Source organism: Hoeflea sp. AS60 (assembly GCF_038900115.1).
GTDB lineage: Bacteria > Pseudomonadota > Alphaproteobacteria > Rhizobiales > Rhizobiaceae > Hoeflea.
Genome location: NZ_JBBMQP010000001.1, coordinates 1,873,145 through 1,895,850, shown reverse-complemented (window position 1 = coordinate 1,895,850; position 22,706 = coordinate 1,873,145). Strand labels below are relative to the sequence as shown.

Annotated in this window: 20 protein-coding genes; 13 read left to right on the top strand and 7 right to left on the bottom strand. The window is 59.9% G+C overall.

Features of this window, described 5'->3' with window-relative positions:
• The first annotated feature begins 109 nt into the window (after positions 1–109).
• Together WNZ14_RS08760 and WNZ14_RS08755 are read left to right on the top strand one after the other, a co-directional pair.
• Positions 110–529 carry a DUF983 domain-containing protein gene (locus WNZ14_RS08760; RefSeq protein WP_342868184.1) on the top strand — a complete coding sequence of 140 codons (420 nt, stop codon included), beginning with the start codon at positions 110–112 and terminating at the stop codon, positions 527–529.
• 678 nt (positions 530–1,207) lie between these two features.
• Positions 1,208–1,576, top strand: coding sequence for a hypothetical protein (locus tag WNZ14_RS08755; RefSeq protein WP_342868183.1), 369 nt, complete (start codon positions 1,208–1,210; stop codon positions 1,574–1,576).
• A 376-nt stretch (positions 1,577–1,952) separates the two neighbouring features.
• On the opposite strand, the gene WNZ14_RS08750 is transcribed toward WNZ14_RS08755, so the two are convergent.
• The gene (locus WNZ14_RS08750) at positions 1,953–4,025 is read right to left on the bottom strand and encodes a bifunctional aldolase/short-chain dehydrogenase (protein ID WP_342868182.1); all 2,073 of its coding nucleotides are present in this window, start codon (positions 4,023–4,025) and stop codon (positions 1,953–1,955) included.
• Positions 4,026–4,109: 84 nt separating this feature from the next.
• Here WNZ14_RS08750 and WNZ14_RS08745 point away from each other — a divergent pair, with 84 nt between their 5' ends.
• Complete coding sequence (locus WNZ14_RS08745) at positions 4,110–5,081, top strand: sugar-binding transcriptional regulator (RefSeq protein ID WP_342868181.1); 972 nt, start codon at positions 4,110–4,112, stop codon at positions 5,079–5,081.
• Between the two features lie 27 nt (positions 5,082–5,108).
• On the opposite strand, the gene mtnA is transcribed toward WNZ14_RS08745, so the two are convergent.
• Positions 5,109–6,212: an S-methyl-5-thioribose-1-phosphate isomerase gene (mtnA, locus tag WNZ14_RS08740; RefSeq protein WP_342868180.1), complete on the bottom strand. Its 1,104-nt coding sequence runs from the start codon at positions 6,210–6,212 to the stop codon at positions 5,109–5,111.
• Positions 6,213–6,214: 2 nt separating this feature from the next.
• A complete protein-coding gene (mtnK, locus tag WNZ14_RS08735) occupies positions 6,215–7,483 on the bottom strand; it encodes an S-methyl-5-thioribose kinase (protein WP_342868179.1) in 1,269 nt (422 codons plus the stop codon).
• Positions 7,484–7,600: 117 nt separating this feature from the next.
• Between mtnK and WNZ14_RS08730 the strand changes: the two genes are divergently transcribed.
• The 3 genes from WNZ14_RS08730 to WNZ14_RS08720 are packed head-to-tail and all read left to right on the top strand — an operon-like array spanning position 7,601 to position 11,291.
• Positions 7,601–9,133, top strand: a complete 1,533-nt coding sequence (locus tag WNZ14_RS08730) for a sugar ABC transporter ATP-binding protein (protein ID WP_342868178.1) — start codon at positions 7,601–7,603, stop codon at positions 9,131–9,133.
• Positions 9,134–9,135: 2 nt separating this feature from the next.
• Positions 9,136–10,200 (top strand): ABC transporter permease, encoded by a 1,065-nt coding sequence (locus WNZ14_RS08725; protein WP_342868551.1) that lies wholly within the window; start codon positions 9,136–9,138, stop codon positions 10,198–10,200.
• A 32-nt stretch (positions 10,201–10,232) separates the two neighbouring features.
• Positions 10,233–11,291 (top strand): substrate-binding domain-containing protein, encoded by a 1,059-nt coding sequence (locus WNZ14_RS08720; RefSeq protein ID WP_342868177.1) that lies wholly within the window; start codon positions 10,233–10,235, stop codon positions 11,289–11,291.
• A 133-nt stretch (positions 11,292–11,424) separates the two neighbouring features.
• Here the strand turns inward: WNZ14_RS08720 and WNZ14_RS08715 are convergent, their stop codons facing one another.
• The 4 genes from WNZ14_RS08715 to WNZ14_RS08700 form a co-directional block, all read right to left on the bottom strand.
• Positions 11,425–12,558 carry a RuBisCO large subunit C-terminal-like domain-containing protein gene (locus WNZ14_RS08715; protein ID WP_342868176.1) on the bottom strand — a complete coding sequence of 378 codons (1,134 nt, stop codon included), beginning with the start codon at positions 12,556–12,558 and terminating at the stop codon, positions 11,425–11,427.
• Between the two features lie 2 nt (positions 12,559–12,560).
• Positions 12,561–13,565 carry a transketolase C-terminal domain-containing protein gene (locus WNZ14_RS08710; protein ID WP_342868175.1) on the bottom strand — a complete coding sequence of 335 codons (1,005 nt, stop codon included), beginning with the start codon at positions 13,563–13,565 and terminating at the stop codon, positions 12,561–12,563.
• Positions 13,565–14,494, bottom strand: coding sequence for a thiamine pyrophosphate-dependent enzyme (locus WNZ14_RS08705; protein WP_342868174.1), 930 nt, complete (start codon positions 14,492–14,494; stop codon positions 13,565–13,567). The genes WNZ14_RS08710 and WNZ14_RS08705 overlap by 1 nt, the downstream gene beginning before the upstream one ends.
• Positions 14,495–14,735: 241 nt before the next feature.
• Entirely contained in the window at positions 14,736–15,320 is a 585-nt protein-coding gene (locus WNZ14_RS08700) for an XRE family transcriptional regulator (RefSeq protein ID WP_342868173.1), read from the bottom strand.
• Between the two features lie 119 nt (positions 15,321–15,439).
• On the opposite strand from WNZ14_RS08700, the gene WNZ14_RS08695 reads away from it, so the two are divergent.
• From WNZ14_RS08695 to WNZ14_RS08665, 7 genes are read left to right on the top strand one after another with little or no spacing between them, the layout of a single operon-like run.
• Entirely contained in the window at positions 15,440–16,573 is a 1,134-nt protein-coding gene (locus WNZ14_RS08695) for an FAD-dependent oxidoreductase (RefSeq protein ID WP_342868172.1), read from the top strand.
• Positions 16,570–17,856 carry a TRAP transporter large permease gene (locus WNZ14_RS08690; protein ID WP_342868171.1) on the top strand — a complete coding sequence of 429 codons (1,287 nt, stop codon included), beginning with the start codon at positions 16,570–16,572 and terminating at the stop codon, positions 17,854–17,856. Before WNZ14_RS08695 ends, WNZ14_RS08690 begins: the two co-directional genes overlap by 4 nt.
• Before the next feature lie 44 nt (positions 17,857–17,900).
• A complete protein-coding gene (locus WNZ14_RS08685) occupies positions 17,901–18,878 on the top strand; it encodes a TRAP transporter substrate-binding protein (protein WP_342868170.1) in 978 nt (325 codons plus the stop codon).
• A gap of 4 nt (positions 18,879–18,882) precedes the next feature.
• Positions 18,883–19,422: a TRAP transporter small permease subunit gene (locus WNZ14_RS08680; RefSeq protein WP_342868169.1), complete on the top strand. Its 540-nt coding sequence runs from the start codon at positions 18,883–18,885 to the stop codon at positions 19,420–19,422.
• Positions 19,423–19,431: 9 nt separating this feature from the next.
• A complete protein-coding gene (locus WNZ14_RS08675) occupies positions 19,432–20,883 on the top strand; it encodes a M81 family metallopeptidase (protein WP_342868168.1) in 1,452 nt (483 codons plus the stop codon).
• Positions 20,880–21,731: an alpha/beta hydrolase gene (locus WNZ14_RS08670; protein ID WP_342868167.1), complete on the top strand. Its 852-nt coding sequence runs from the start codon at positions 20,880–20,882 to the stop codon at positions 21,729–21,731. Before WNZ14_RS08675 ends, WNZ14_RS08670 begins: the two co-directional genes overlap by 4 nt.
• On the top strand, positions 21,728–22,705 hold the full coding sequence (locus WNZ14_RS08665) for an ornithine cyclodeaminase family protein (protein ID WP_342868166.1): 978 nt from the start codon (positions 21,728–21,730) through the stop codon (positions 22,703–22,705). Before WNZ14_RS08670 ends, WNZ14_RS08665 begins: the two co-directional genes overlap by 4 nt.
• Position 22,706: the final 1 nt, after the last annotated feature.

Below are 22,706 nucleotides of genomic sequence, written 5' to 3'. Positions count from 1 at the left end.
ATGAACGAGGCAGCGACTCAGCTGCGATCAACCAGAAAGCCATGCCCGCCCGATTGCTCAAATCCGCAACAGTCACCTTGCCTGAGCGCCGGACATGAAAGGATGTGCAATGTCTACAGAACAAGAATGGCCACCACTCCCGCCAGTCAAGACCGGCATGCTGGGGCACTGCCCGCGCTGTGGGCAGGGGCATATCTTTCAGGGGTTTCTCAAGCTGCGCAAGGAATGCGAAGTCTGCGGGCTCGATTATTCCTTTGCCGATCCGGCGGACGGCCCGGCATTCTTCATCATGATGTTCGCCTGTATACCAAGCACGATTTTCGCGCTTTGGCTTCAGATCAATTACGAACCGGCGTGGTGGGTCCACTTTGTGACGACAGTCCCCCTGATGCTTCTCACCTGCGTTCCGCCACTGCGGCCCGTCAAAGGTTGGCTGGTTGCGAGCCAGTATTTTCACAAGGCGCAAGAAGGCTCGATCGATTGGGAATGGCTTTCGCGCAATGCGGAAAAACAACAGGACGGCAAGTAGTAGCTTTATCACCTGCCCCGGACTGAATGACCTGCACTGAATGGGTCAGCCCGCAAACGCATCCTCCATGGGAAGCCTGTAACATAGCGGCGCCTCAAACGAAGTGCGTCGTTACTTACTGAGGGATGTGGTGTTGCGCCGTGTTACGAGCCAATTCAGCCTTTAGGCATCGCATTGCGGTCGCCCGCTCGTCAAAAGAGCCATTGTAGAAGCCTGACTTTGGCACAGGCCTCTTCAACCCCAAGAGCAAGCGGGAACTGAAGCCCAGCCGCGTCGAAACCGTCGGGACCAGCTATCGGTATGTGATAATTCGCCGAACAACATCGGACTCAAGACCATCAATGAGCCTGACTGCGCCCATTATGTCCGCGCCGCCTTTCAACCATGAACAAGACGTAAAATAGTTTTCCTGCAATACGAACTTTTACTTTCGTCTGAATCCGATAGAAAATATTATTTCAATATATCTAAACTTTCTTGGACAAACTTAATCCTAAGCGGAGAATTATTGCAGTATCTCCATTTTGTATAAACGCTTTTTTACAATATTCGTTACAATTTTCACTAGAATCAACACTTAACCAAAAAACTGTTTTCAATTTGTATATGTCGCTACTTTTTGATCACCTATGCGTGCATCATTTTGATACGGGTTGACAGTTTTTAGGGGTATTTTTCATGATTACGCTTGGTGATAGAGATAACGAGGGCAATGGCGAATGGGGCGATCTGCTCAGCTGGCCAATTATTCCATTGCATTCCATCGTCTTGCCAGACGGCAATGTGCTGTCATTCGGCAGCACCGAGCAAGGCATGCAAGGCGGTCAATTCGTCTACGATCTCTGGGACCCAGTGACCAATGTTCACCGCACGCTGCCCAACACAACTGCGACAAATATCTTCTGCTCCAACATGTCGATTGATCCGACAACAGGCAATGTCATCATCATGGGGGGCGACAACAACGGCACCCCGGGCCTCGGCGCGCTTTCCGGTCGCCAGGACGTCCTGATCTTTGACTACGTCAATACTTGCAATGCGAGGTGAAGCCGACAGGGAAGTGACCGCGCGCAAGAAAAGTGCCGATGCCGCGCGAAACCGTTTTGTAAAAGGCTTTGGAAGCCTGGATGAGGCGATACGGGCGGAAACTGCACTTTCGACGTCAGAGCGCACAGCGCTCCAACTTGCGGCTCAGGCAAGCATTCTGGCAGCCCAGCTTCTGGTGGTATCCGGCCAGTTTGACCTGAATATGCTCAGAGCAGATCACTGAGACCGGCAGCAACTGACCGCAAAGTCAGATGGTCTGACCTGGCCAACGAGACTGGCGTTTGGCCTTTCGCAAAGCCATATCTGCCGCCTCACCTGCCCTGTCAGTGTCGGGCTATTGCGGCCGTTCGCCTTACCTTGGTGGCTTAATCCATGCTCAGCGCAAGGCGGCCTCGATGTTGCCGCCGTCCACGGTGATGACATGGGCCGTGGTCCGCTCTGATCTGGCCAGCGCAACAAAGGCGTCTGCCACATGATGCGCCTCGACCTCGGCCTTCAGCAGGTTGCCTGCCATATAGTCGGATGCGGAAATTCCCCTCGCCTCGGCACGCGACTTGATGAAATCATCGGTCAAGAGGCCGGAGCGGATCCTGTCCGCGTTGACGCCATTAACCCTGATGCCCGAGCCGCCAAGCTCCAGCGCCAATTGCCTGACGAGGAAGAAGGTGGCGGCTTTCGGGAGCCCGTAGGCACCAAAGCCCTTGCCCGGATTGACGGCCTGCTTGGACACGTTGAACAGCATCTGCCCGCCATGGTCCTGCGCCGCAAACACCTTCGCTGCGGCTTTTGCCATGGCCAGATGGGAGAAGAAGTTGAGCTCGAAACTCGAGCGAAGTGTTTCGTCATCAAGGTCGAGAAGCATGCCCTGAATGGCGGCACCTGCATTGGAAACAAGAATATCAAGACCACCGAAGCGTTCGACGATTTCGGCCACGGCCTTGTCGGCGGCGCCCTTTGCCGTGAGATCCGCGACAACAGCAAGGCAGTTCGATCCGATTGAGGCGGCTGCAGCCTTGCAGGCTTCCGGATTGAAATCGATCAGCGCCACTGCCGCACCCTCGCGGGCAAAGGCCCTTGCGGTTGCGAGTCCTATGGCGCCAGCACCGCCAGTGACGGCAACAATCTGCCCGGCGAAGGGCTTGGCTGCGGCCTTTGACAGCTTGGCCTGCTCCAGCGACCAGTATTCCAGGTCGAACAGATCATCAGGCCCGATGGGACGGAAACCGCCCGCGGCCTCGCCCTGGCTCATTACTTCGACGGTCTGCTCAGCGATATCGGCCGCAGCTGACGCGGCAGACGCGTCCTTGCCAATGCCGACAATGCCGACACCTTCGATCCAGGCCACGCAAGGATGCGGCTCAAGCATGACCTTGCCGCCACCAACCCGTTTGAACTGCGCGTCAAACATCACCCGGTAAGCTTCGGCGAATTCTTCGACCTTGGCGTCAATGCTGGCGAGACCTTTGGCAAGGTCATCCTTGCCCAGAACCAGCATGCGGCCCTTGGTACGGATGACGTGATCGGGCGAGGCCACACCGCGTTGCGCGAGATCCATTAGATCACTTCGGCTCAAAAAGGTGTCGATCACCTCGCCGCCCCTGATGTCCATCACCACAGGCCTGGGTCCAGCCTTGTTATGCTCACCACGCAGGCGCGCGATGGCGCCGCGCAGAGCTGGCAGGACGGATGCTGCGGAAACCGGATCGGCGACCATACGCTTGCGGCTCACGGTGCAATCGAACTTGCGGCCGTCGTTTTGCGCCGCGAGCCACTCCTCGACCATGTTGGTGTGTTCGATGACCTTGTCATAGCTCTCCTTGGCCGTCGCACCGAAGGTGAAGTGGCCATGCTTGAGCAGGATCAGCCCTTCGCACTCGGGATGAGCGTCAAACACTTCCGCTGCCTTCTTGGCCAGCGCGAAGCCGGGCATGATGTAGGGCACCACTGCCAACCGGTCACCGAAGATCTCGCGGATCGCTGCTTCAGCATTCGGCAGGTTTGCCAATGCCAGAAATGCCGTCGCGTGGGTGTGGTCGACAAAGGTGTGCGGCAGGAAGGCATGCAGCAGGGTTTCAACCGACGGATTGGGGGCGGAGGAATCAAGCAGGTTGGAGCGCTGCATGTTGACCATGTCCTCATCGGACAGAGCCTCGAGCTTGCGCATCTCCAGGAGCGGATTGAGCAGGACGCCCGGCAGACCCGGGGCCTCGAGCGTGTCAAGATCCCAGCCGCTGCCCTTGACGTGCAGCACGGGCTGCATGACGCCGAACAGATCCCGGCGCTCGGTCTTGACCGAAGTGTTACCGCCGCCATGCATGACAAGATCCGGGTCCGAGCCGATAATCCGTGAGGAATAGACCCTGAGCGCCAGCGTCCGGTCTGCCGGATCAGCACCCGCAGCATCGATCCGTGCCTGGGCTTCCTTGTCATTCCATCTGTTTTGCCGCATTACCATCTCCTGCCCGTGTGAACTTGCCCCATTTGACAAAAGTCACAAGCTATTGTCAAATGTATATATTGGGGATGGATTGAAATGCCGCAGAACCCGACAAGGCGCTCTACCAAACAGATCAGCGGCGAAGACATCGTCGTCGAAACAGCTTGGCTTTATTACCATGACGGGCTGAACCAGAGCGAAATAGCCAACAGGCTGCTGGTGTCGCGCGCCACGGTCGTAAACTATCTGCAGGAAGCCCGGGAACGCGGCTACATCCACACCAAATTATCACCCGAAGCCTTCAACACCCATCGCGCCGCGCTCGAACTGCGTGACCGCTTCGGCCTCAAGGCAGCCTATATCCTTCCCGACGGCACTGAAGGTCAGGACGATCATGCGAGCCGGATCATCCGGGGTGCGGCGGACTGGCTGCCAAGTCTTCTCGAACCCGGCGACCGGCTGGGTGTTGCCTGGGGCAAGACCATCTACGATGTCGCCGAGCGGCTTGAACAGACCACCATTCCGGATCTCACAGTGCTGCAACTGGTTGGCTCCATGGCGACCCCTTACGGCTTTTCCGCCGATGTGTGTTCATCCAATGTGGCGCGAAAATTTTCAGCCAAGTGCATCAACCTGCACGTGCCCGCAATCCTGAGCACGGCGGAGATTGCGGCCACCTTGCGCGCGGAATCGTTGATCGAAAAGCAGCTCCACGCCATCAGCCATTGCAACAAGACGCTGTTCGCCGTGGGCTCGTGCAATCCCGATAGTCATGTCGCCTCCAGCGGCGTGGCAACCCAGCTCGAACTCGAGGACTATATCGCCAATGGCGCGGTCGGGGTCTTGTGCGGTCGCTTCATCAACGCCAAGGGCGATCCGGTTAGCGGTCCGCTGGATCACCGCATGATGGGCATCGAACTCGAAGAACTGCGCCACCGTGACATGGGCATTCTGGTCTCGGTGGGCGAGGAACGCGTGCCCGCAGCCGTTGCCGCCATCAGGGGCGGATACGCCACCCATGTGGTGACGAACCAGAGCTGTGCCGCCGCCATGCTGGAACTCGCCTGAGACAATTGCCTCTCAGGCGAGAAATGCTCAGGCGGCGCTGCGGCGTTCCGGAAACAGACCCAAAAGACCCTCGCGTGTCGCCTCTGCCACTCCCCGCTCGGTGATCAGGCCGGTGACGAGGCGTGCCGGCGTCACGTCGAAGGCGGGATTGCCGCCAGGCGTGCCATCAGGCGAAATCTGCACCGAGGTGACACTGCCATCTTCAAGACGGCCGAAGACGTGGGTGACCTCGCGGTCATCGCGTTCCTCAATGGGAATTTCGCGAACGCCGTCGTTCACCGTCCAGTCAATCGTGCTTGATGGAAGCGCGACATAGAACGGCACATTGTTGTCGAATGCAGCCAGGGCCTTCAGGTAGGTGCCGATCTTGTTGCAGACATCGCCTGTTGCGGTCGTCCGGTCGGTACCGACGATGACCATGTCGACCTGGCCGTGTTGCATCAAATGCCCACCGGCATTGTCGACGATGAGGTGATGCGGGATGCCATGACTGTTCATTTCCCAGCTGGTCAGCTGGGCGCCCTGGTTGCGCGGACGCGTCTCGTCGACCCAGACATGAATGGGAATGCCTGCGTTGACCGCGTGATACATCGGAGAGGTGGCGGTGCCCCAATCCACAGTCGCCAGCCATCCGGCATTGCAATGGGTGAGAATGTTGACGGCTTCGCCGGGCTTCTTGGTTGCGGCGATCTTCCTGACGATCTCGAGACCATGCACGCCGATCATCCGGTTGGTCTCAACGTCTGAATCGCAGATCTCTTCGGCCTTGCGGAAGGCCGCAGCAGCGCGCTCGCTTTCGGGAAGAGAGCCAAGTGTCCCACGCATTTCATCGAGCGCCCAGCGCAGATTGACCGCAGTCGGCCGCGTCTCGTGCAACTGGTGCCAGGCACTGTCGAGCGCCGCATCAGAAGCATCACGCTGCATTTCGATGGCGACGCCATAGGCGGCGGTGGCGCCGATCAGCGGCGCGCCTCTTACCCACATGTCCCGGATCGCGGTGGCGAATTCATCGAGCGTGCCAAGTTCGACCACCCGGAACTCGTGCGGGAGCCAGCGCTGGTCAATGATCATGACCTTGCCTTTTTCACCATCGAACCAGATCGACCGGTAATGCTTGTCGCCAACCTTCATTCTTATGCTCCTGTTTCAGCGCGCCGCGCCGCAGCCAGTACGGCATCCATGCCCGTCAGGCGATTTCTGTTCATGACCAGGAATTGCCCCAGCTTGAGGCACTTGGCCTCGCACCGTGCCTTGATGTCCTCGTCTTCGATGGTGTCGAGTTCCGCCACATGCGCCAACCCAAGGATGCGGCGATGCATTTCAACGCCGGCGAAGCCGACCAAATCATGGAAAATCTCGCCCAGAAGCTGCTCAGCGGCGCCTTCAGATGCAAAGTTGTGACCCTGATCCTCGAAGAGTGCTTTCGGATAGAGGATGCCGGTCCGCTCGGTGCGCCAGAGCCGCAGGAATTCCGCGCGGTAGACCGACCAGGTCTCATCAATGACGGAGAGGATCCAGTCCTGAAAATCGCGGCAGGTATCAGCATCGGAAATGTGGGCCGGCATGGCATGATAGGCCATCAGGTAATTGCCGATCAGCATGCCGATATCGAACCCGAACGGTCCGTAGAATGCAAATTCCGGATCGATGATGCGCGATTGATCACCGGTCACCATGATCGATCCCGCATGCAGATCGCCATGACACATGGTTTCGCCGCGCGACGTGAACGCCCGCTTCATGTGCTGGACTTCAATCTTGAGCGCCTCGTCCCGGCGCAGCTCAGCAACGATGCTGTCAAGTTGCGGCGTCGTGTGCCGGTTCATTTCCGCATCGTAGTACGGATCGGTAAAGACCAGCGATTCGGTGATATCGCAAAGCTCGACATTGCCGGCAAACAGCGCGGCATCAGCTTTCTTGTCAGCCGCTGTCATTGACAAATCCGACCCACGGAACGCCGTGCGCGCAGCAAACAATCCCAAGGACTTGCCCAGACCCGCAACCTTGCGCCCTTCCATGGTCTGCTGGCGCAGAATAATATGCGGATGCAGGCGCTCCATGATGATGAGCGCCTGGCTTTCATCAAAGTGCAGGATCTGCGGCACGCTGCCTGGATCACGCGCCTCCTGGCGGATCAACGCATGATATTCGAAGAACGCACGCTTGAGCGGCAGCGGCCAGCTGTCACCGACAAGGCGCACATAGGGAAGCGCCTGTTTGACAATGACGCTTCCCGCCTCGCCTTCCACAATAAAGACGAGATTGAGGTTACCGTCGCCGACTTCGCGAACCGTCCAGGCATCAGCATTGCTGCCAACGGACTGCTTCATGACATCGAGTCCGCCCAGGCGCTGACCCAGGGTTTCCGGCGATAAAGGTTTGTAGTTGTTGCTCAAAACCATCCTCCCAAATGACAGTCCAGGCTGCTCGTTGACAAAGCCTAGTGTCTCTTTCAATCATTTGTCAACACCTATTGACTTTTGTCATGGCTGCTGTTTTCATCATAGCCGGAGGATGAGATGAACGAAACTCTTTGCGATCTGCGGGGCGTGGACAAGTCGTTTGGGGACAATCGCGTTCTCAAGCAGCTGAACCTGTCTTTGCCTGCCGGGTCGGTCACTGTCCTGATGGGGGCCAATGGCGCGGGCAAGTCCACTCTGGTCAAGATCCTGAGTGGCGTGCATTCGCTTGATGCCGGATCCATCAGCCTGCTTGGCAAGGATTTCCGCCCTTCCACACCTTCAGAAGCCATCCGCGCCGGCGTGGTCACTGTGCATCAGAACATCAATGACGGGGTGATCCCCGATCTCGATGTCGCCTCGAACCTGCTGATCGACCGGCTTGCCGAACCAGGCTACGGCTTCTTTCTCAAGCGCAAGCAGAACTACGCCGATGCCGAACGGATCGCCAGCCAGATGGGCCTGTCGCTGAACGTGCGCCAGTCGGTGGCCGACCTCGGCGTCGCCGACCGGCAGCTGATCGCAATCGCCCGCGCCATGGCGCATGATCCGCAATTGCTTATTCTCGATGAGCCGACATCTTCGCTGTCAGCGTCGGAAGCCGAACGGCTGTTCCTGCTGATCGAGCGGCTGTCCACCAAGGGTGTAGCCGTCCTCTATATCTCGCACCGCATGTCCGACATCCGCCGCATTGCCGACCGGATCGTCTCGATGCGGGATGGTGAAATTTCCGGCGTATTCGAAGGCGACGAGCTCGATTACGAAGGCGCGGTCAACGCCATGCTCGGCCACCGCATGACCGATGCCGACATCACAATCGGCGCCCCCGGCAAACGAGTTCTCGAGATCAGCGCTCTGCAACTCAAGCCAGGCAGCAGGCCTTTCGATTTCAATTTGTGTGAAAACGAGGTAGTAGCGATCACCGGCCTGCTCGGCAGCGGCAAGAGCGCCTTCGCGCAAAGCCTCTTCGGCCTCGGTCAGCCTGCAGCGGGACGGATCCGGATCGACGGCAAGGATTTTGCCCCGACAAGTCCGCAGGCAGCCATCGGAAGTGGCGTGTTCATGTCTTCCAAGGACCGGGCCAACAATGCGGTGGTGGCCGACTTCGACATCACCCGCAACATCACCCTGCCCTTCCTCAGCCGCTATTCGAACCTGTCATTCATCAAACGATCTGACGAGCGCAAGACTGCCAACGAGATGATCGAGGCACTGTCGATCGTCTGCCAGAGCGAGACCGATTCGATCGGCACCCTGTCAGGCGGTAACCAGCAGAAAGTGATGCTGGCGCGCTGGCTTGCCGAGGAATGCCGGCTGCTTTTGCTGGACGAGCCTTTCCAGGGCGTTGATATCCGCGCCCGCCGGGATATCGGCCGCAAGATCCGCGAAACCGCGAAGAACCGAGCCACCCTGGTGTTTGTCTCGGAACTCGACGAAGCGCTGGAAGTCGCTGACCGGATCATCGTCATGACCGAGCATTCGGTCGCAGCCGAATTCAGAAACGAGAACGTGGACCTCAACGAGATCCTGACAGCAGTAACCGGGGCCGTGCCAACAGATACTGGCAGCGCCGCAAGGACAGCACACGCATGAGCATGAACCAGACCGAAAATTCCGCCAGCACCACGTCTGGCGCGCACAAACCGCAACAGAAATCCGGCGGCCTGATCGACATCGCGATCCGCTACGGCTTCCTGGCGCTTCTCGTCGGACTGGTGATATTCTTCTCGGTCTCCGCCAATGGCTTTGCCGGACCTCGCAGCGCCGTCTTTATCTTCCAGTCGGTGGCGATCACCGGCATTCTGGCGCTCGGCGTCACCTGCACGCTGGTCGTCGGCGGCTTTGACCTTTCGATCGGCTCGGTTGCTACCTCATCGATGATGCTGGCCGCCTACATGATGGTGGTGCTGGAACAGCCTGCCATTGTCGCCATCCTCGCCTGCCTGGCGATGGGCGCCATAATCGGGCTGATCAACGGCCTGCTGATCGTCAAGACCAAGATTCCCGACCTGCTGGCGACGCTCGGCATGATGTTTCTGCTCGTCGGTCTGCAGCGGATTCCGACCGAAGGCCGCTCGATTGCCATGGGCATGACGCTGCCCGACGGCTCGACAGCTGAAGGCACCTTCTCGCCGCTGTTCCTGCAGCTCGGCCGTCACCGGTTTGACTTCATGCTTGAGAACCTGCTGCCCGCACCGGTTATCTTTCTGGTGGTCATCGGCATTCTGGTCTGGGTGTTCCTTGAGCTCACCCGTCATGGGCGTCTGATGTATGCGATCGGTTCGAACGAGCGGGCCGCAAGCCTGACCGGGACCAACGTCAACACGTACAAGATCCTGGCCTACATGATCTCGGGCGTGCTGGCCTCGATCGGCGGCATGCTGCTCGCCGCCCGCCTGGGGCGCGGCGACATCGCCTCGGGCACCAATCTGCTGCTCGACGCTGTCGCGGCTTCGCTGATTGGCTTTGCGGTTCTGGGTGCTGCCAAGCCGAACGCATTCGGCACGTCCATGGGCGCGCTTTTCGTCGGCATCCTGCTGCAGGGCCTGACGATGATGAACGCCCCCTATTACACGCAGGATTTCATCAAGGGCCTGGTGCTCGTCATAGCCCTTGTCTTCACGTTCTCGCTGTCGGCCCGGAAGGCCGGCGGCCACTAAGCAAGACGACTGGTTTAACGGAGGAAAACAGAATGAAAATCATACGTAGAAAAGCAATTGCATTGTTTGCAGGCCTTGCGGCCGCTGCCATCACACTTCCGATGGGCGGCTTCGCGCAGGCTGCGGATATGCCCGCACCGCTCGACAATCCGGGTGACGTGAAGATCGCGCTGGTGCGCTATCTCTCCACCGGTGACTTCTTCCAGGCCTACCTTTCAGGCGTGGAAAAGCAGGCCGCAGCACTCGGAGTGGATCTCCGGGTTCTCGACAGCCGCCAGGACGCAGCCCTTCAGGCGGACATGGTCGACCAGGCCATCGCTCTCGGCGTTGACGGCATCATCATCCAGCACGGCCTGACGGAATCGATGAAGGAAGCCGCGCAGCGTGCAGTGGATGCCGGCATCAAGGTTGTCGCCTTCGACGTCAACGTCGAAAACCCCGCGATCCCGCAGATCGAGCAGTCGGACTACTTGCTCGGCAAGCTGGCGCTGGAACAGGCAATGAAGGACAACGGAGCTGACTGGAAGGCCGGTTACGTCTATGTGCCGGGCATCGCGCCGCTCGACCGTCGCCATGTTGCCTGGGAAGAATTCAAGGCCGCCAATCCGGGCATCATCGAGGCTGCCCAGTTCGGCACTCTCGACAACCCGATTGCCAACTCGAACGCCAACCAGGCCCGCTCGGTTCTTCAGGCAAATCCGGACATCTCGGTGTTCTTCGCTCCCTTTGACGAATTCGCCAAGGGTGTGAAGATCGCAGTCGACGAAGCCGGCATGTCGCAGGACGTGAAGATCTATTCGGCCGACGTCTCGACCGCCGACATTTCGGCAATGCGCGAGCCTGACAGCGCCTGGGCAGCCACCGTGGCAACAAACCCGGCCGTCGTCGGCGAAGTGTCGGTGCGGGCTCTCGCCATTATGCTCACCGGTGGCAACGTGGATGCGCAGGTCGTTGTACCGCCGACGCTGATCACCCAGAGCTTCCTGTTGGAAAAAGACGTCAAGAACATGGAAGAGCTGTCGGCCAACATGCCGCAATTCGCCCATGCGGATGTCGCCATGACCGACTGGATGCCGCTGCCGGCACGCTGATCCAACATCCCTCCCAGGATGAAGAAAGGCCGCATCTCCGGATGCGGCCTTTTTTGTGTGCTTGGGCATCTGAGCAAAAAAAGGGCCGGTCTTTCAACCGAACCCCATAGTCTGCAGGACAGAGCTTCACTGATCAGTCAGAGGTCAGCCGGTCGACGGCATCGCGCATCGCGCACACCGCATCACCGATCCCGTCGCCGGCACGCAGCAGGCTGCCACCGAGCAGGAAGACCACGTCTTCGCCGTACATCGAGACCATGTCGCCGGCGCGCTCGACGCTCATTCCACCGCCAGGGCTCGGCATCATCGCCCGGCCGATCCCGTCAGGGTCGCGGCAGGCGCCGGCAATCGACAGGCATTCATCAACGCTGAAGCCGAAGCGGCCGCCGACATTGGGGAACACAGAAATGTCTGAACCGGCCAGCCGCTGAAACACGCCATACATTAGAGCATGCGACACACCGGTTTCGGGCGTGAGCACAAAGGGACCGGTGAAGCTTGGATGTGTCATGATCGGCAGATCGAAAGACGGGTCCCGCGCCAGCGCCTGAACCACACCAAAGCCCATCAGTCCCGGCATCAGCAAGACGCCACCGGCACCCGCTTCCTTGGCCTGAAACGCCTCATCCACGGGTGAACCCGAATGGCCGGTCACATTGACAAAATAGAGCGCCGAACCGCCGGATTTCGCATTGGCTTCGGCGACGGCTTCACTGACAGCTTTCACACGATCGGCGAATCGCGCGAAGCGCTGATTGGCCAGCCCGTGGTCGTCCTTGATGATGTCGGCGCCGCCCAGAGTGCAGCGGTAGGCGATGTCGGCGAGCTGCTTGACGCTCGACCCTTGCGGCTTGATCACCGGCGAAATCAATCCACCCCGGGCGCGGCCGGTGCGTGCACGCACCCCCTCGATCCCGAAGCGCGCGCCAGTGAAACGTTCCCGGATCACGGCGCCAGGCTCAAATCCCACCACACGGATGTTCTGCTGGATCGAGGAGTTGCCGAAGATCACATTGATCAGCTGGATGACCTCGTCACCGGCGCTGTCGGGACTATAGGAGATCTCCGCCTCATAGGCGTTGCCGCCAAGAGGGCGAACGCCCTCGATCTGGCCGACGATTTCATCGCTGATATAGCCCGCAGGCACGATGTCACCGGGGATTTCTACGGTCTGCTCAAGCGCAATGCCGATGGCCCGCTGATCGGCGTCCTGCGGATTGTCCGCCAGAAGCATGTAGCGGACACGAAAACGGGTGTCGTCAACCATCTCTACAGAGCCTCGGCCTTGACGGCGGAGTGAACGGCATCCACGCGTGCCGTGGAAAGCGCTTCCTCATCAATGCCGGTCGATGCGCCGATGATGCGCTCGATGCCACGCACAAGCGCGCCGGCATCAAGCCCGTAATGCTTCATCAGGTAAGGCTTTGACCCGCCATGGGCGTAGGTGTCGTTGAGACCAAGGCGGACCAGCGGTTTGCCGACGCCGTTATCTGCCATGATCTCGGCAACCAGCGATCCGACACCACCGGTGATCAAATGGTTTTCGAGCACCACAACGCCCTTGGAAACAGAGCCGATATGATCAAGCAACGCCTGCTCGTTGAAAGGCTTGATGGTGTGGATGTGAAGATGCCGGATAGACACACCGGCATTGGACAGCGCGTCGCGAGCGCGAAGGGCTTCTTCGGTGGCAATGCCTGAGGTGACCACCAGGACATCGGCTCCCAAGGAGAGTTCGCGCATTTCTCCGACCTTGATCGGGCTGTCGAAAAGGCGCGGCACCGAGCCGCGCAACACGCGGCAATACACCGGTCCGTCGATGGAATCGGCAGCTTCGCAGATGCTTTCGACTTCAGTGGCGTCGCCTGTTTCAAGGATCGACATGTTGGGGATCGATCGCATCACGGCGATATCTTCAATCGCCTGGTGTGTCATGCCGCCGGGCGTAGTGATGCCAGGCAAAAAGCCCATCAGACGCACCTTGCGGCGCGGATAGGCGACCGAGGCCATCAGCTGGTCATAAGGTCGGCGATAGAGAAACACGCCGAACGAATGCAGGAACGGACGGTAGCCGGCAAGACCGAGGCCGCCGGCGAAGCTCATCATGTTCTGCTCAGCCATGCCAAGAGACATGAACTGATCCGGATGACGGTCACGGAAGCCGTCGATCTCGCAGGACGAGGTCAGGTCCGCGGAAAGGCAAAGAACATCCGGGTTCTTGACCGCAAAGGCCTCAAAAGCCGAGGCGTAGGGGCGATTGACCATCTCAACCATCAGTGCGTCTCCAGTTCGATCGGGTCGATACCAAGCTCGGCGGCGATCGAGAGGTTCATCTCGGCGCGCTCATCTTCGGATTTGAACCGTACATAATGCAGCCGGGGAAACCGCTTCTGCAGGAAGCTCATGCCTTGGGTCGGTGAGGACCGGGCCAGAATGATCAGCGGCTGGCCTTCGTGTGGCTCGTTCTTGGCCTGACGCATGGCCTCAAGGTCGTGGGCGTCAATCTCGACACAGACTGCGCCGAAGGCGCGGAACTTGGTGGCGATATCGCGGACTTCCATCACAGAGCTCATGGCGCCATCGCACTGCTGGTCGTTGACGTCCATAAGCGCCCAGAGATTGTCGATGCCGTGGTGGCTTGCTGCCTGAACAGCCTCCCAGGTCTGACCTTCCTGGACTTCTCCATCGGACATGAAAACGCAGACCTGGCCGCTTTCGCCACGACGTCGGCGGCCATAAGCAAGGCCGGCGCCGGTCGACAAGCCAATGCCGAGCGTGCCGTTGTGGACTTCCATGCCAGGCGAATGCTCGGCGCCGATCATCTCGACTGAGGAGCCATCCTTGTTGAACATCTCGAGACCTTCTGCATCCATGCGACCGGTCTCGATCAGCGTCGCATAGGCAACCAGCGCGTAATGCGCCGGGGCAATGAACAAGCGATCAAATTGCGGCTCGAATGGGCCGTTGTAACCGGCGCCGGTCACGTAATCCGGATTGTCGGCAGAGGGAACGCCAGCGAAGGGAGCAGGAACGGCTGGCAGCGTCGGCTCACCCAGGTTGAGCGCCTCATTATAAAGGAACGCCAATTGTTCCGCCGCTGAGCAGGCCTGACTGAGATAACCGCCATTGTTGCGCATCGAGTGTTCAAACACCCGCCTGCGAATTCCCATGGCCACGTCTTCGGTAGAACGTTTGTTGCGCACATCTGCCTCCTTAATTCGGAGCCACAATGTCGCGAAAATATACAAATGTCAATGTCAGTGGCAAATGTACAAATCGCGTATTGCGTGATTAGAATTGAAGTCTGGAGTCCAGTCGGCGGACGTTCCAATCGATTGGCTCCGATGCAACTTCGTGGTCAGTGTGAAAGAATGGACTGGCTTTGGTCAAGCCACGACCTTGGGTGGCCAGGGCTGAACGCCTCCTGCGGAGCTCGCAGCGGTTTCAGGCCTGCGCGCAGATGACCAGAATGCGGGCGTCTTGGTCGCCGCCTGAGGCATAGAGGTGGCCGACGGCGCTGTCGAAATAGATGCTGTCACCCGTGTTCAGGACAACCGGATCACGATCCTCGACAAACACCGTGACTTGCCCAGCCATTACGATCAGGAATTCCTGTCCGGGATGACGCACGAATTCCTCGAAATCGACCAGTTCGCGCGCCTTGAGCGATCCCATCATCGGGGTCATCGCCTTGTGCCAGACATCCGGAAACAGCATTTCGTATACGTAGTTCCTGGTTTCCTGCCTCTTGAAATCGCCCTTGCGGGCGACCGCGAAACTGCCCGGGACAAAGGTTTCCCCCTCGGCATTGAAAAACGCCGCCAAATCAACCTCCAGCGCCTGCGCCAGCATCGCAAGACGGTCATAGGTCAATGCAATGATGCCGCGCTCGGCCTTTGAAATCGTGGAAATGACCAGGCCTGACCGCTCCGCCAGCTCGGCAAGAGTCCAGCCCTTGTTGAGACGCTGTTGGCGCAGGCGCCTGCCGAATTCCAGTCGCGGATTGGCAAGTTCGATCTGTTTGCTCATGCCTCTACCATACGCAGTAAACCGCCATCAGATCTCCAATTTTCCAATAGGAAATATTCCGCTTTCCAAAAGGAAAATTAGTGTTAACCTCTTTCCATAAGAACATACAAGGGGAAGGCATGACCGGTCATACATACTATGACATCATTGTCATCGGCGCAGGAATGGCGGGCGCATCGGTTGCCGCAGAACTTGCCGGCGCCGGACGCGTGGCGCTGCTCGAGCGGGAAAGCCAGCCCGGATATCACACCACCGGTCGGTCGGCCGCGTTGTACACACAGGCCTACGGACCGCCGGTCATCAGGGCACTCTCCTGCGCATCGCACGCCTTCTTTCTGGGTGAAGGGCCGGGTAATCCGCCCGCCGGTCTTTTGCGTCCGCGTGGCGCGATGTTCGTGGCGCGCCCTGATCAGGCAGACAAGCTTGAGGCTATGCGGCTCTCTCTGGGCGCAGTTGCCGAACCGCTGGATGCTGCAAACGTGCGCACCCGTGCGCCGCTGCTGCGAGAAGGCTATGCCGCTGCCGGGCTGCTCGACAGATCTGCAGCTGATATTGAGGTGCATGGGCTTCACCAGCACTACCTCAACAGTTTCCGCGCAAATGGCGGCACACTGATCACCCGCGCCGAAGTGACAGGTCTGAGCCGTACCGGCGCAGACTGGCAGGTCGACACCACCGACCAGGTCCTCCGCGCACCGGTTGTCATCAATGCGGCGGGAGCTTGGGCCGATATCATAGCAGAGATGGCCGGCGTGGCGGCCAAAGGGTTGCGCCCGTTGCGACGTACGGCGCTTCTGGTCGATCCTCCTCACGCAATGGTGCCGGATAGCTGGCCGATGGTCGTCGATGTCGAGGAACAATTCTATCTCAAGCCCGACGCCGGCAAACTTTTGATATCTCCTGCGGACGAGACCCTGTCGGTCCCATGCGACGCCCAGCCCGAAGAACTCGACATCGCCATTTGCGTGGACCGCATTCAAACAGCGTTTGATCTTGAGATCCGCCGCATCGACCACAAATGGGCAGGGCTGCGCAGCTTCATGCCGGATCGCAACCCGGTGGCGGGCTATGACCCGGATGCATCAGGCTTTTTCTGGCTGGCGGGTCAGGGCGGATATGGAATCCAGAGCGCCCCGGCCCTGGCACGCAGTGCCGCGGCACTGGTCCAGAGCCACGCCCTTCCAGGCGATGTGGCAGATCTGGGCGTGACCGCCGAGGCCCTTTCGCCCTTGCGGTTGCAGGTGGCGGCATGATGATGCTGGTCGCCATCGCCGCTGCGGCATTCTTGTTTTCAGGCCTCGCGATTGCCTATGTGATCGGCGGCGCCGCCGTTCTGGCGTTTATCGCCACCGACAATGCCCGCTATCTGGCTATTCTGCCGCAACAGATCTTCTCCAAGATAGACGTGTTTGCCCTGATGGCTATGCCACTGTTCATTCTGGCGGGCGAGTTGATGAACCGCGGCGGGATAACCGGCGCGCTGATCAACCTTTCGATGGCTCTGGTCGGCAGGATCCGCGGCGGACTGGGCCACGTCAACATTCTGACATCGGTGTTCTTCGCCGGCATCTCCGGCTCTGCCGTGGCCGATGCCGCGGCACTTTCCAATACGCTGGTGCCAGAGATGACCAAGCGCGGCTACACGCTGACCTATGCCAGCGCGATTACCGCAGCCTCCTCCATCATCGGCCCCATCGTGCCACCGTCGATCATCCTGATCTTCTACGGCGCTCTGATGGGGACATCCGTGACTGCGCTGTTCCTTGCCGGGATCGTGCCGGGCCTGGTTCTGGCTGGCGCATTGCTGGTGGTCAACGCCATCTATGCAGCGCGCGAAAACCACCCCAGGGTGGAAAAAGCCGACATGCCGCCTTTTCTGCCGACACTGTTGCATTCCCTGCCCGCGCTCTGTCTGCCGATGATCATTCTTGGCGGTATCGTGTTCGGCTGGATGACGCCAACGGAAGCTGCCGCCGTGGCGGTGTTCGCAGCACTTGCAGCCGGATGGTTCTATGCAGGGCTCAGCACGACTGATGTGCTCGAAAGTTTGCGCCGCACGGCCATGCTCTCTGGCTCAATCTTTATCATCATCTGTGCCGCCTCGGCATTGGGCCATCTTGGTTCGCTTCAGCGCATACCGGACATGATTTCCGACATGGTCATGCAATGGGGCCTTGGTCCCACGGAATACATGCTGGCCATGAACGTGATCTTCCTGCTTGCGGGAATGGTCCTCGATATCCCGGTTGCGCTGGCGCTGCTGGTGCCATTGCTGGCGCCGGTTGCCCTGGCTCAGGGCGTAGACCCGGTGCATCTGGGGATCGTGCTTTGCTTCAACCTTTGCATCGGACTGGTCTCGCCGCCGATGGGGGGCTGTCTGCTGGTGGTCTCGACCGTGACCGGGGTGAACTACTGGAAACTCGCCCGCGCCGTTATTCCTTTTGTCCTTGTCCAGATCGCAGTGCTCGCACTGCTGATCCGGATACCTGCCCTCAGTCTCGCCTTGCCCCATGCCTTTGGCCTGGGCGGTGGCTGAACCATGACGCATAAAAAAAACGGAACCAACAAGGAGGTATTGAAATGAACTATTCGAAAATCCTGAGCGGTGCATTGTTTGCCGCAGCACTCGCATTGTCCGGTGCGGCCAGCGCACAAGTCAAGATTGCGCTCGACAGTCCGCCCGACATGGAAGGCTCCGGAAGCTACGTCTGGGCGCACACGTTCAGCACTTACATGAATGATCACGGCATGCCTGCCGAAGAGTTCGCGCGTGGCGCCATCGGCGGCGATGACGAACTGTTCGACCAGGTCAGCCAGGGCCTGCTGGAAGTCTCACTGTCCCCGCTCAACATTGTTGGTTCGCTCGACAAGCTGATCTACGGGCTGCGCCTTCCCTACTTCTTCGCCAATGCGGAAGAAGTCGATCATGCGCTGAACGAAGGCGGTATGCTGGCCAAGATCAACGAAGCCACGACCAAGGGCGGCGTGCGCGTCATCGCGCTCAACCACGTCGGCCAAGCCACCGGAATCTTCAACACCAAGAAGCCTGTAAAATCTGTGGCAGACATGGCCGGGCTGCGGATGCGCGCGCTCGATGAAAGCCAGATCGAACTTTACAAGGCTTGGGGCGCATCCGGTACAATCGTCAGCTGGGCGGAAGTGCCCAACGCGCTGCAGACCGGTGTTGCCGATGGTTACATGAACCCGGCCTTCGTACCGCTGTTGTTCGGCCACACCGACTTCCTCAAGTTCTACACCGATGCCGCTGTGTCTCCTTCCCTGCGCATCACCATTGTATCGGAAGACTGGTACCAGGGATTGAGCGAGGCTGATCGCGCCACTGTCGATGCCGCCGCAGCCGCTGCGACCGCAGCGAACCGCGAGTGGCTGAAGGGCCAGGATTCGGTTCTGGGCAAGCTCGAAGCAGCCGGCGTCGCTATCGAACGTCTGGACCAGGCGGCACGCGACGGGTTCCGCGAAGCATCGGCTCCGGCCTACAATTCCGACCTGTTGACCCAGGATCAAATCGCGGAATGGGAAACCGCAAAGGGCAAGTAGTCCCATGCAGAGCATCGCTCAGCGGCTGAACCGGCTGTCTGCCGTTCTCAACAGTATCGCCCTCTGGGGGGCGGTACTGGCCGTACTGGTCATGGTCTTTGCCGCCAGTTGGCAGGTCGTCGCCCGGTACATCTTTGAAGCCCCGCCTGTCTGGACCGAAGAACTGGCCCGCCGCGCCATGGTCTGGACCGGCATGCTGGGCGCATCCTGTGCCTTCTATGCGGGCACCGACCCTACCCTGTTTCCGATGGTGCGCCACCGGCGCGGGTTTCAGGGAACGGCACTGGCCCTGATCAGAGCCGTGGGCGTTCTGGCCTTTGCCATCCCGATCCTCTGGTACTCGCTCTTCAACGCCAGCATGGATACAGCGCGCGGCTTTCTGGGCCGTTCGCTCGCCCGGCAGGCCGAGATGCTGGATGTTTCCATGATCTGGTTCACAGCGGCCGTTCCTTTGGCCTTTGTGCTCGTGCTCGTGCATCTGAGTGCGCGCTTGGCACTCCGCTTTGCCGGGCAGTTGCCCGATGTGCAGACCCCTGACTCCTAGGATTTTGTCATGAAGATATTCATTGCCGGTCTGACGACCGAAACCAATTCATTTTCACCCATGCCCACCGGCCACGCCAGTTTCGAAGAAGGCGGGATCTTTCACGGCGATGCCACCGCGCATACTGTGCAATACTGGACAGCGGCCCTGCATATCTGGCGGGAAATGGCCGAGGCTCTGGGCTGGGAGGTGGTTGAATCGCTCTGTGCAGCCGCCCAGCCAAGTGGCCCCACCGTCAAGCCGGAGTTTGAAGCGTTCCGCGACGAGATCCTCGCTGATCTCAAGGCCGCCGGTCCGGTGGATGTCATCCTGTTCGGCCTGCATGGGGCCATGATTGCCGATGGCTATGATGATTGCGAAGGTGAGCTGATCGCCGGTGCCCGCGCGATCGCACCAAATGCCGTGATCGGTGGACTGCTGGACCCGCATTGCCACCTGACTGAGCAGATGCTGACAAAGGCCACGCTGCTGATTGCGTTCAAGGAATATCCGCATGTGGATGTGCCAGCACGTGCGCGCGAACTGTTTTCCCTCGCCGAACGCACCGCCAAAAGCGAGATTGCACCGGTGATGCGCGACTGGGATTGCCGCATGATCATCGCCATGCCGACCCCGCATCAACCGATGCGCGGCTATGTCGACGCCATGTCCGCGCGCGAAGCCGAGGACGGCATCCTGTCTCTCTCGCTGGCGCATGGATTTCCCTGGGGCGATCATCCCCGCACCGGCGCCCGAGCACTTGCCATCTGTGACGGAAATGCTGATCAGGCTGCAGCCGAGGCCGAACGGCTGGGCCAGGCACTCTATGATCTTCGCTTTGAACTGCACCGCGACATTCCTGGTATCGAGGCGGCGCTTGATCTGGCCGAAGCCGCGCCGAAAGGCCCGGTGGTTCTGGCCGACATGTCGGACAATGCCGGTGGCGGCGCGCCCGCGGATGCAACATTCCTGCTCCGCGCCATGATCGGGCGCGGCATGCGCAACATTGCGACCGGCATCTTCTGGGATCCGATTGCGGTCCGCATCTGCAAGGAGGCCGGCATCGGCGCCACCTTGCAATTGCGTCTGGGCGGCAAATGCGGGCCGATGTCTGGCGATCCGCTGGATCTGACAGTGACCGTGCGCAATATCGCTGACGATCTGACGCAACGCTTTGGCGAACTTCCCTCCCCCATGGGCCAGACGGTCTGGGTGGAAGCCGACGGGATAGACATCGTCATCAACGACAACCGCAGCCAGACCTTCCATCCGGATGCATTCGAGAAAATAGGGATCGATCTGTCGCAGCGCCAATATGTCTGCGTCAAATCCTCCAACCACTATCAGGCCGGGTTCAACCCGATTGCTGCCCAGGTCATCCCGATCGCTGGCCCTGGAGCCATCACGCCTGACTTCGCCAATATCCCCTACACCAAACGTGCCCGCACTTACTGGCCAGCGGTACAGGAGCCTTTCGCATGACCAATCCCCTGATCGAAAGCCGCGACGCTTTTGCGGCCCAGCACCCGGAACAGCGCATCGATCTCAATGGCCGCGAGTGGGGCCTTTGCGATGTCGGTTCCGGCCCGGTTCTGATCCTGATCCCGGGCACCCTTGGCCGCGGCGACGTTTTCTGGCAGCAGATCACGGCGCTCAAGGACCGGTTGCGCATCCTGGCAGTGACCTACCCAAGCTCCGGTGGCATCGTCGACTGGAGCGGCGATCTGATCACGCTGATGGACCGCCTCGGCGTCGAGAGCGCTGCGGTGCTGGGGTCTTCGCTGGGCGGATATCTGGCGCAATACATGGCCGCCAATGCCCCGGCACGTGTAACCAAGCTGATCGCGGCCAACACTCTGTGTGCTGTACATGGAATCGACCAACGCTTGCCTTACTCGCTGGACCTGATGAATGCGCCGATCGCCGATCTGCGCGCCGGTTTCGGTCAGGGCTTGGGCGCCTGGGCCGTGGCCCATCCCGAACAGGCAAATCTGGTCGCGCTGCTGCTCGCGGAAGTCAACGGCCGCATTCCGGAACCCGAGCTGCGCAACCGGCTGATGGGATTGAAGAGCGCGCCGGAGCTGACGCCGGTACCGCTGTCTCGCGCGGATATCGTCATCATCGAGGCTGACGATGATCCACTGATCCCGCCTCAAATGCGCGCTGCAGTGCGTGACACGCTCAAGCCCGGCTGTGCCTACCGGTTCCTGGCTGGCGGACATTTTCCCTATGTTGCTCGCCCGGATACCTATACCGGGCTTCTGGAGCAGGTCATGGGCTTGCCCCTGACCGGCACGGATTGGGGCACTGGAGAAGAGCGCGCACTATGATCATCCTTACCCATGACGACGTCGCTGACCTGCTGCCGATGCACGAGGCCATAGAGGCTGTCGAGACGACGATGAAGCAGGTATCGCTGGGAACGGCTGCCCTGCCTCTGCGCTCGGTCACGCCAGTCGGCGGAGACAACAGGATGGGACTGATGCCCGGCGCCATCGCCGAGCCTGCCTGTTTCGGCGTCAAGATGATCAGCCTGTTTCCAGGCAACCCGGCGCGCGGTCTGTCCTCGCATCGCGGTGCCATGGTGCTGTTCGAATCCGAGACCGGCGGCGCTGTCGCCATGATGGATGCGAGCCTGCTCACCGCAATCCGCACCGCGGCGGCAAGCGCTGTCGCCACCCGGGCGCTCGCGCGAGATGCGGCCAGCCACCTCGCCATCGTCGGCACCGGCGAACAGGCCGAGCATCATCTTGATGCCATGATCTGCGTGCGAAAAATCACTCGGCTCAGCATCGCCGGCCGGTCCGCCGAAAAGGCCGCTGCCTTTGCAGCTCGCGCCACCAGGCTCTATCCGGATCTGGACATCAGCCACGGGACAGATATCGAAGCCGCAATCGCCAGTGCCGACATTGTTTGCACCGTCACCGCCTCGCCCACGCCGATCGTCAAAGGCGCCTGGGTCGCCAGCGGCGCGCACGTCAATATTGTCGGCTCGTCGATCCCGACAATGCGCGAAGTCGATGACGAGATGGTCAAGCGCGGCGATATCTGGGTGGATTACCTGCCCTCAACGCTGGCACAGGCCGGCGAGATCGTAGACATGATCAAGGCAGGCACGTTCAGCGCTGATCAGCTCAAGGGCGAGATCGGGGCCCATCTCTCAGGCGAGATCCCGGGTCGCACCAGCCCGGACCAGATCACGATCTACCGCTCGTTGGGCATCGCCGCTCAGGATCTGGCCGCAGCCCACCACGTGTTGACACGCGCCCAGGCCGAAGGCCGGGGCCAAAACGTCTCGTTCTGAG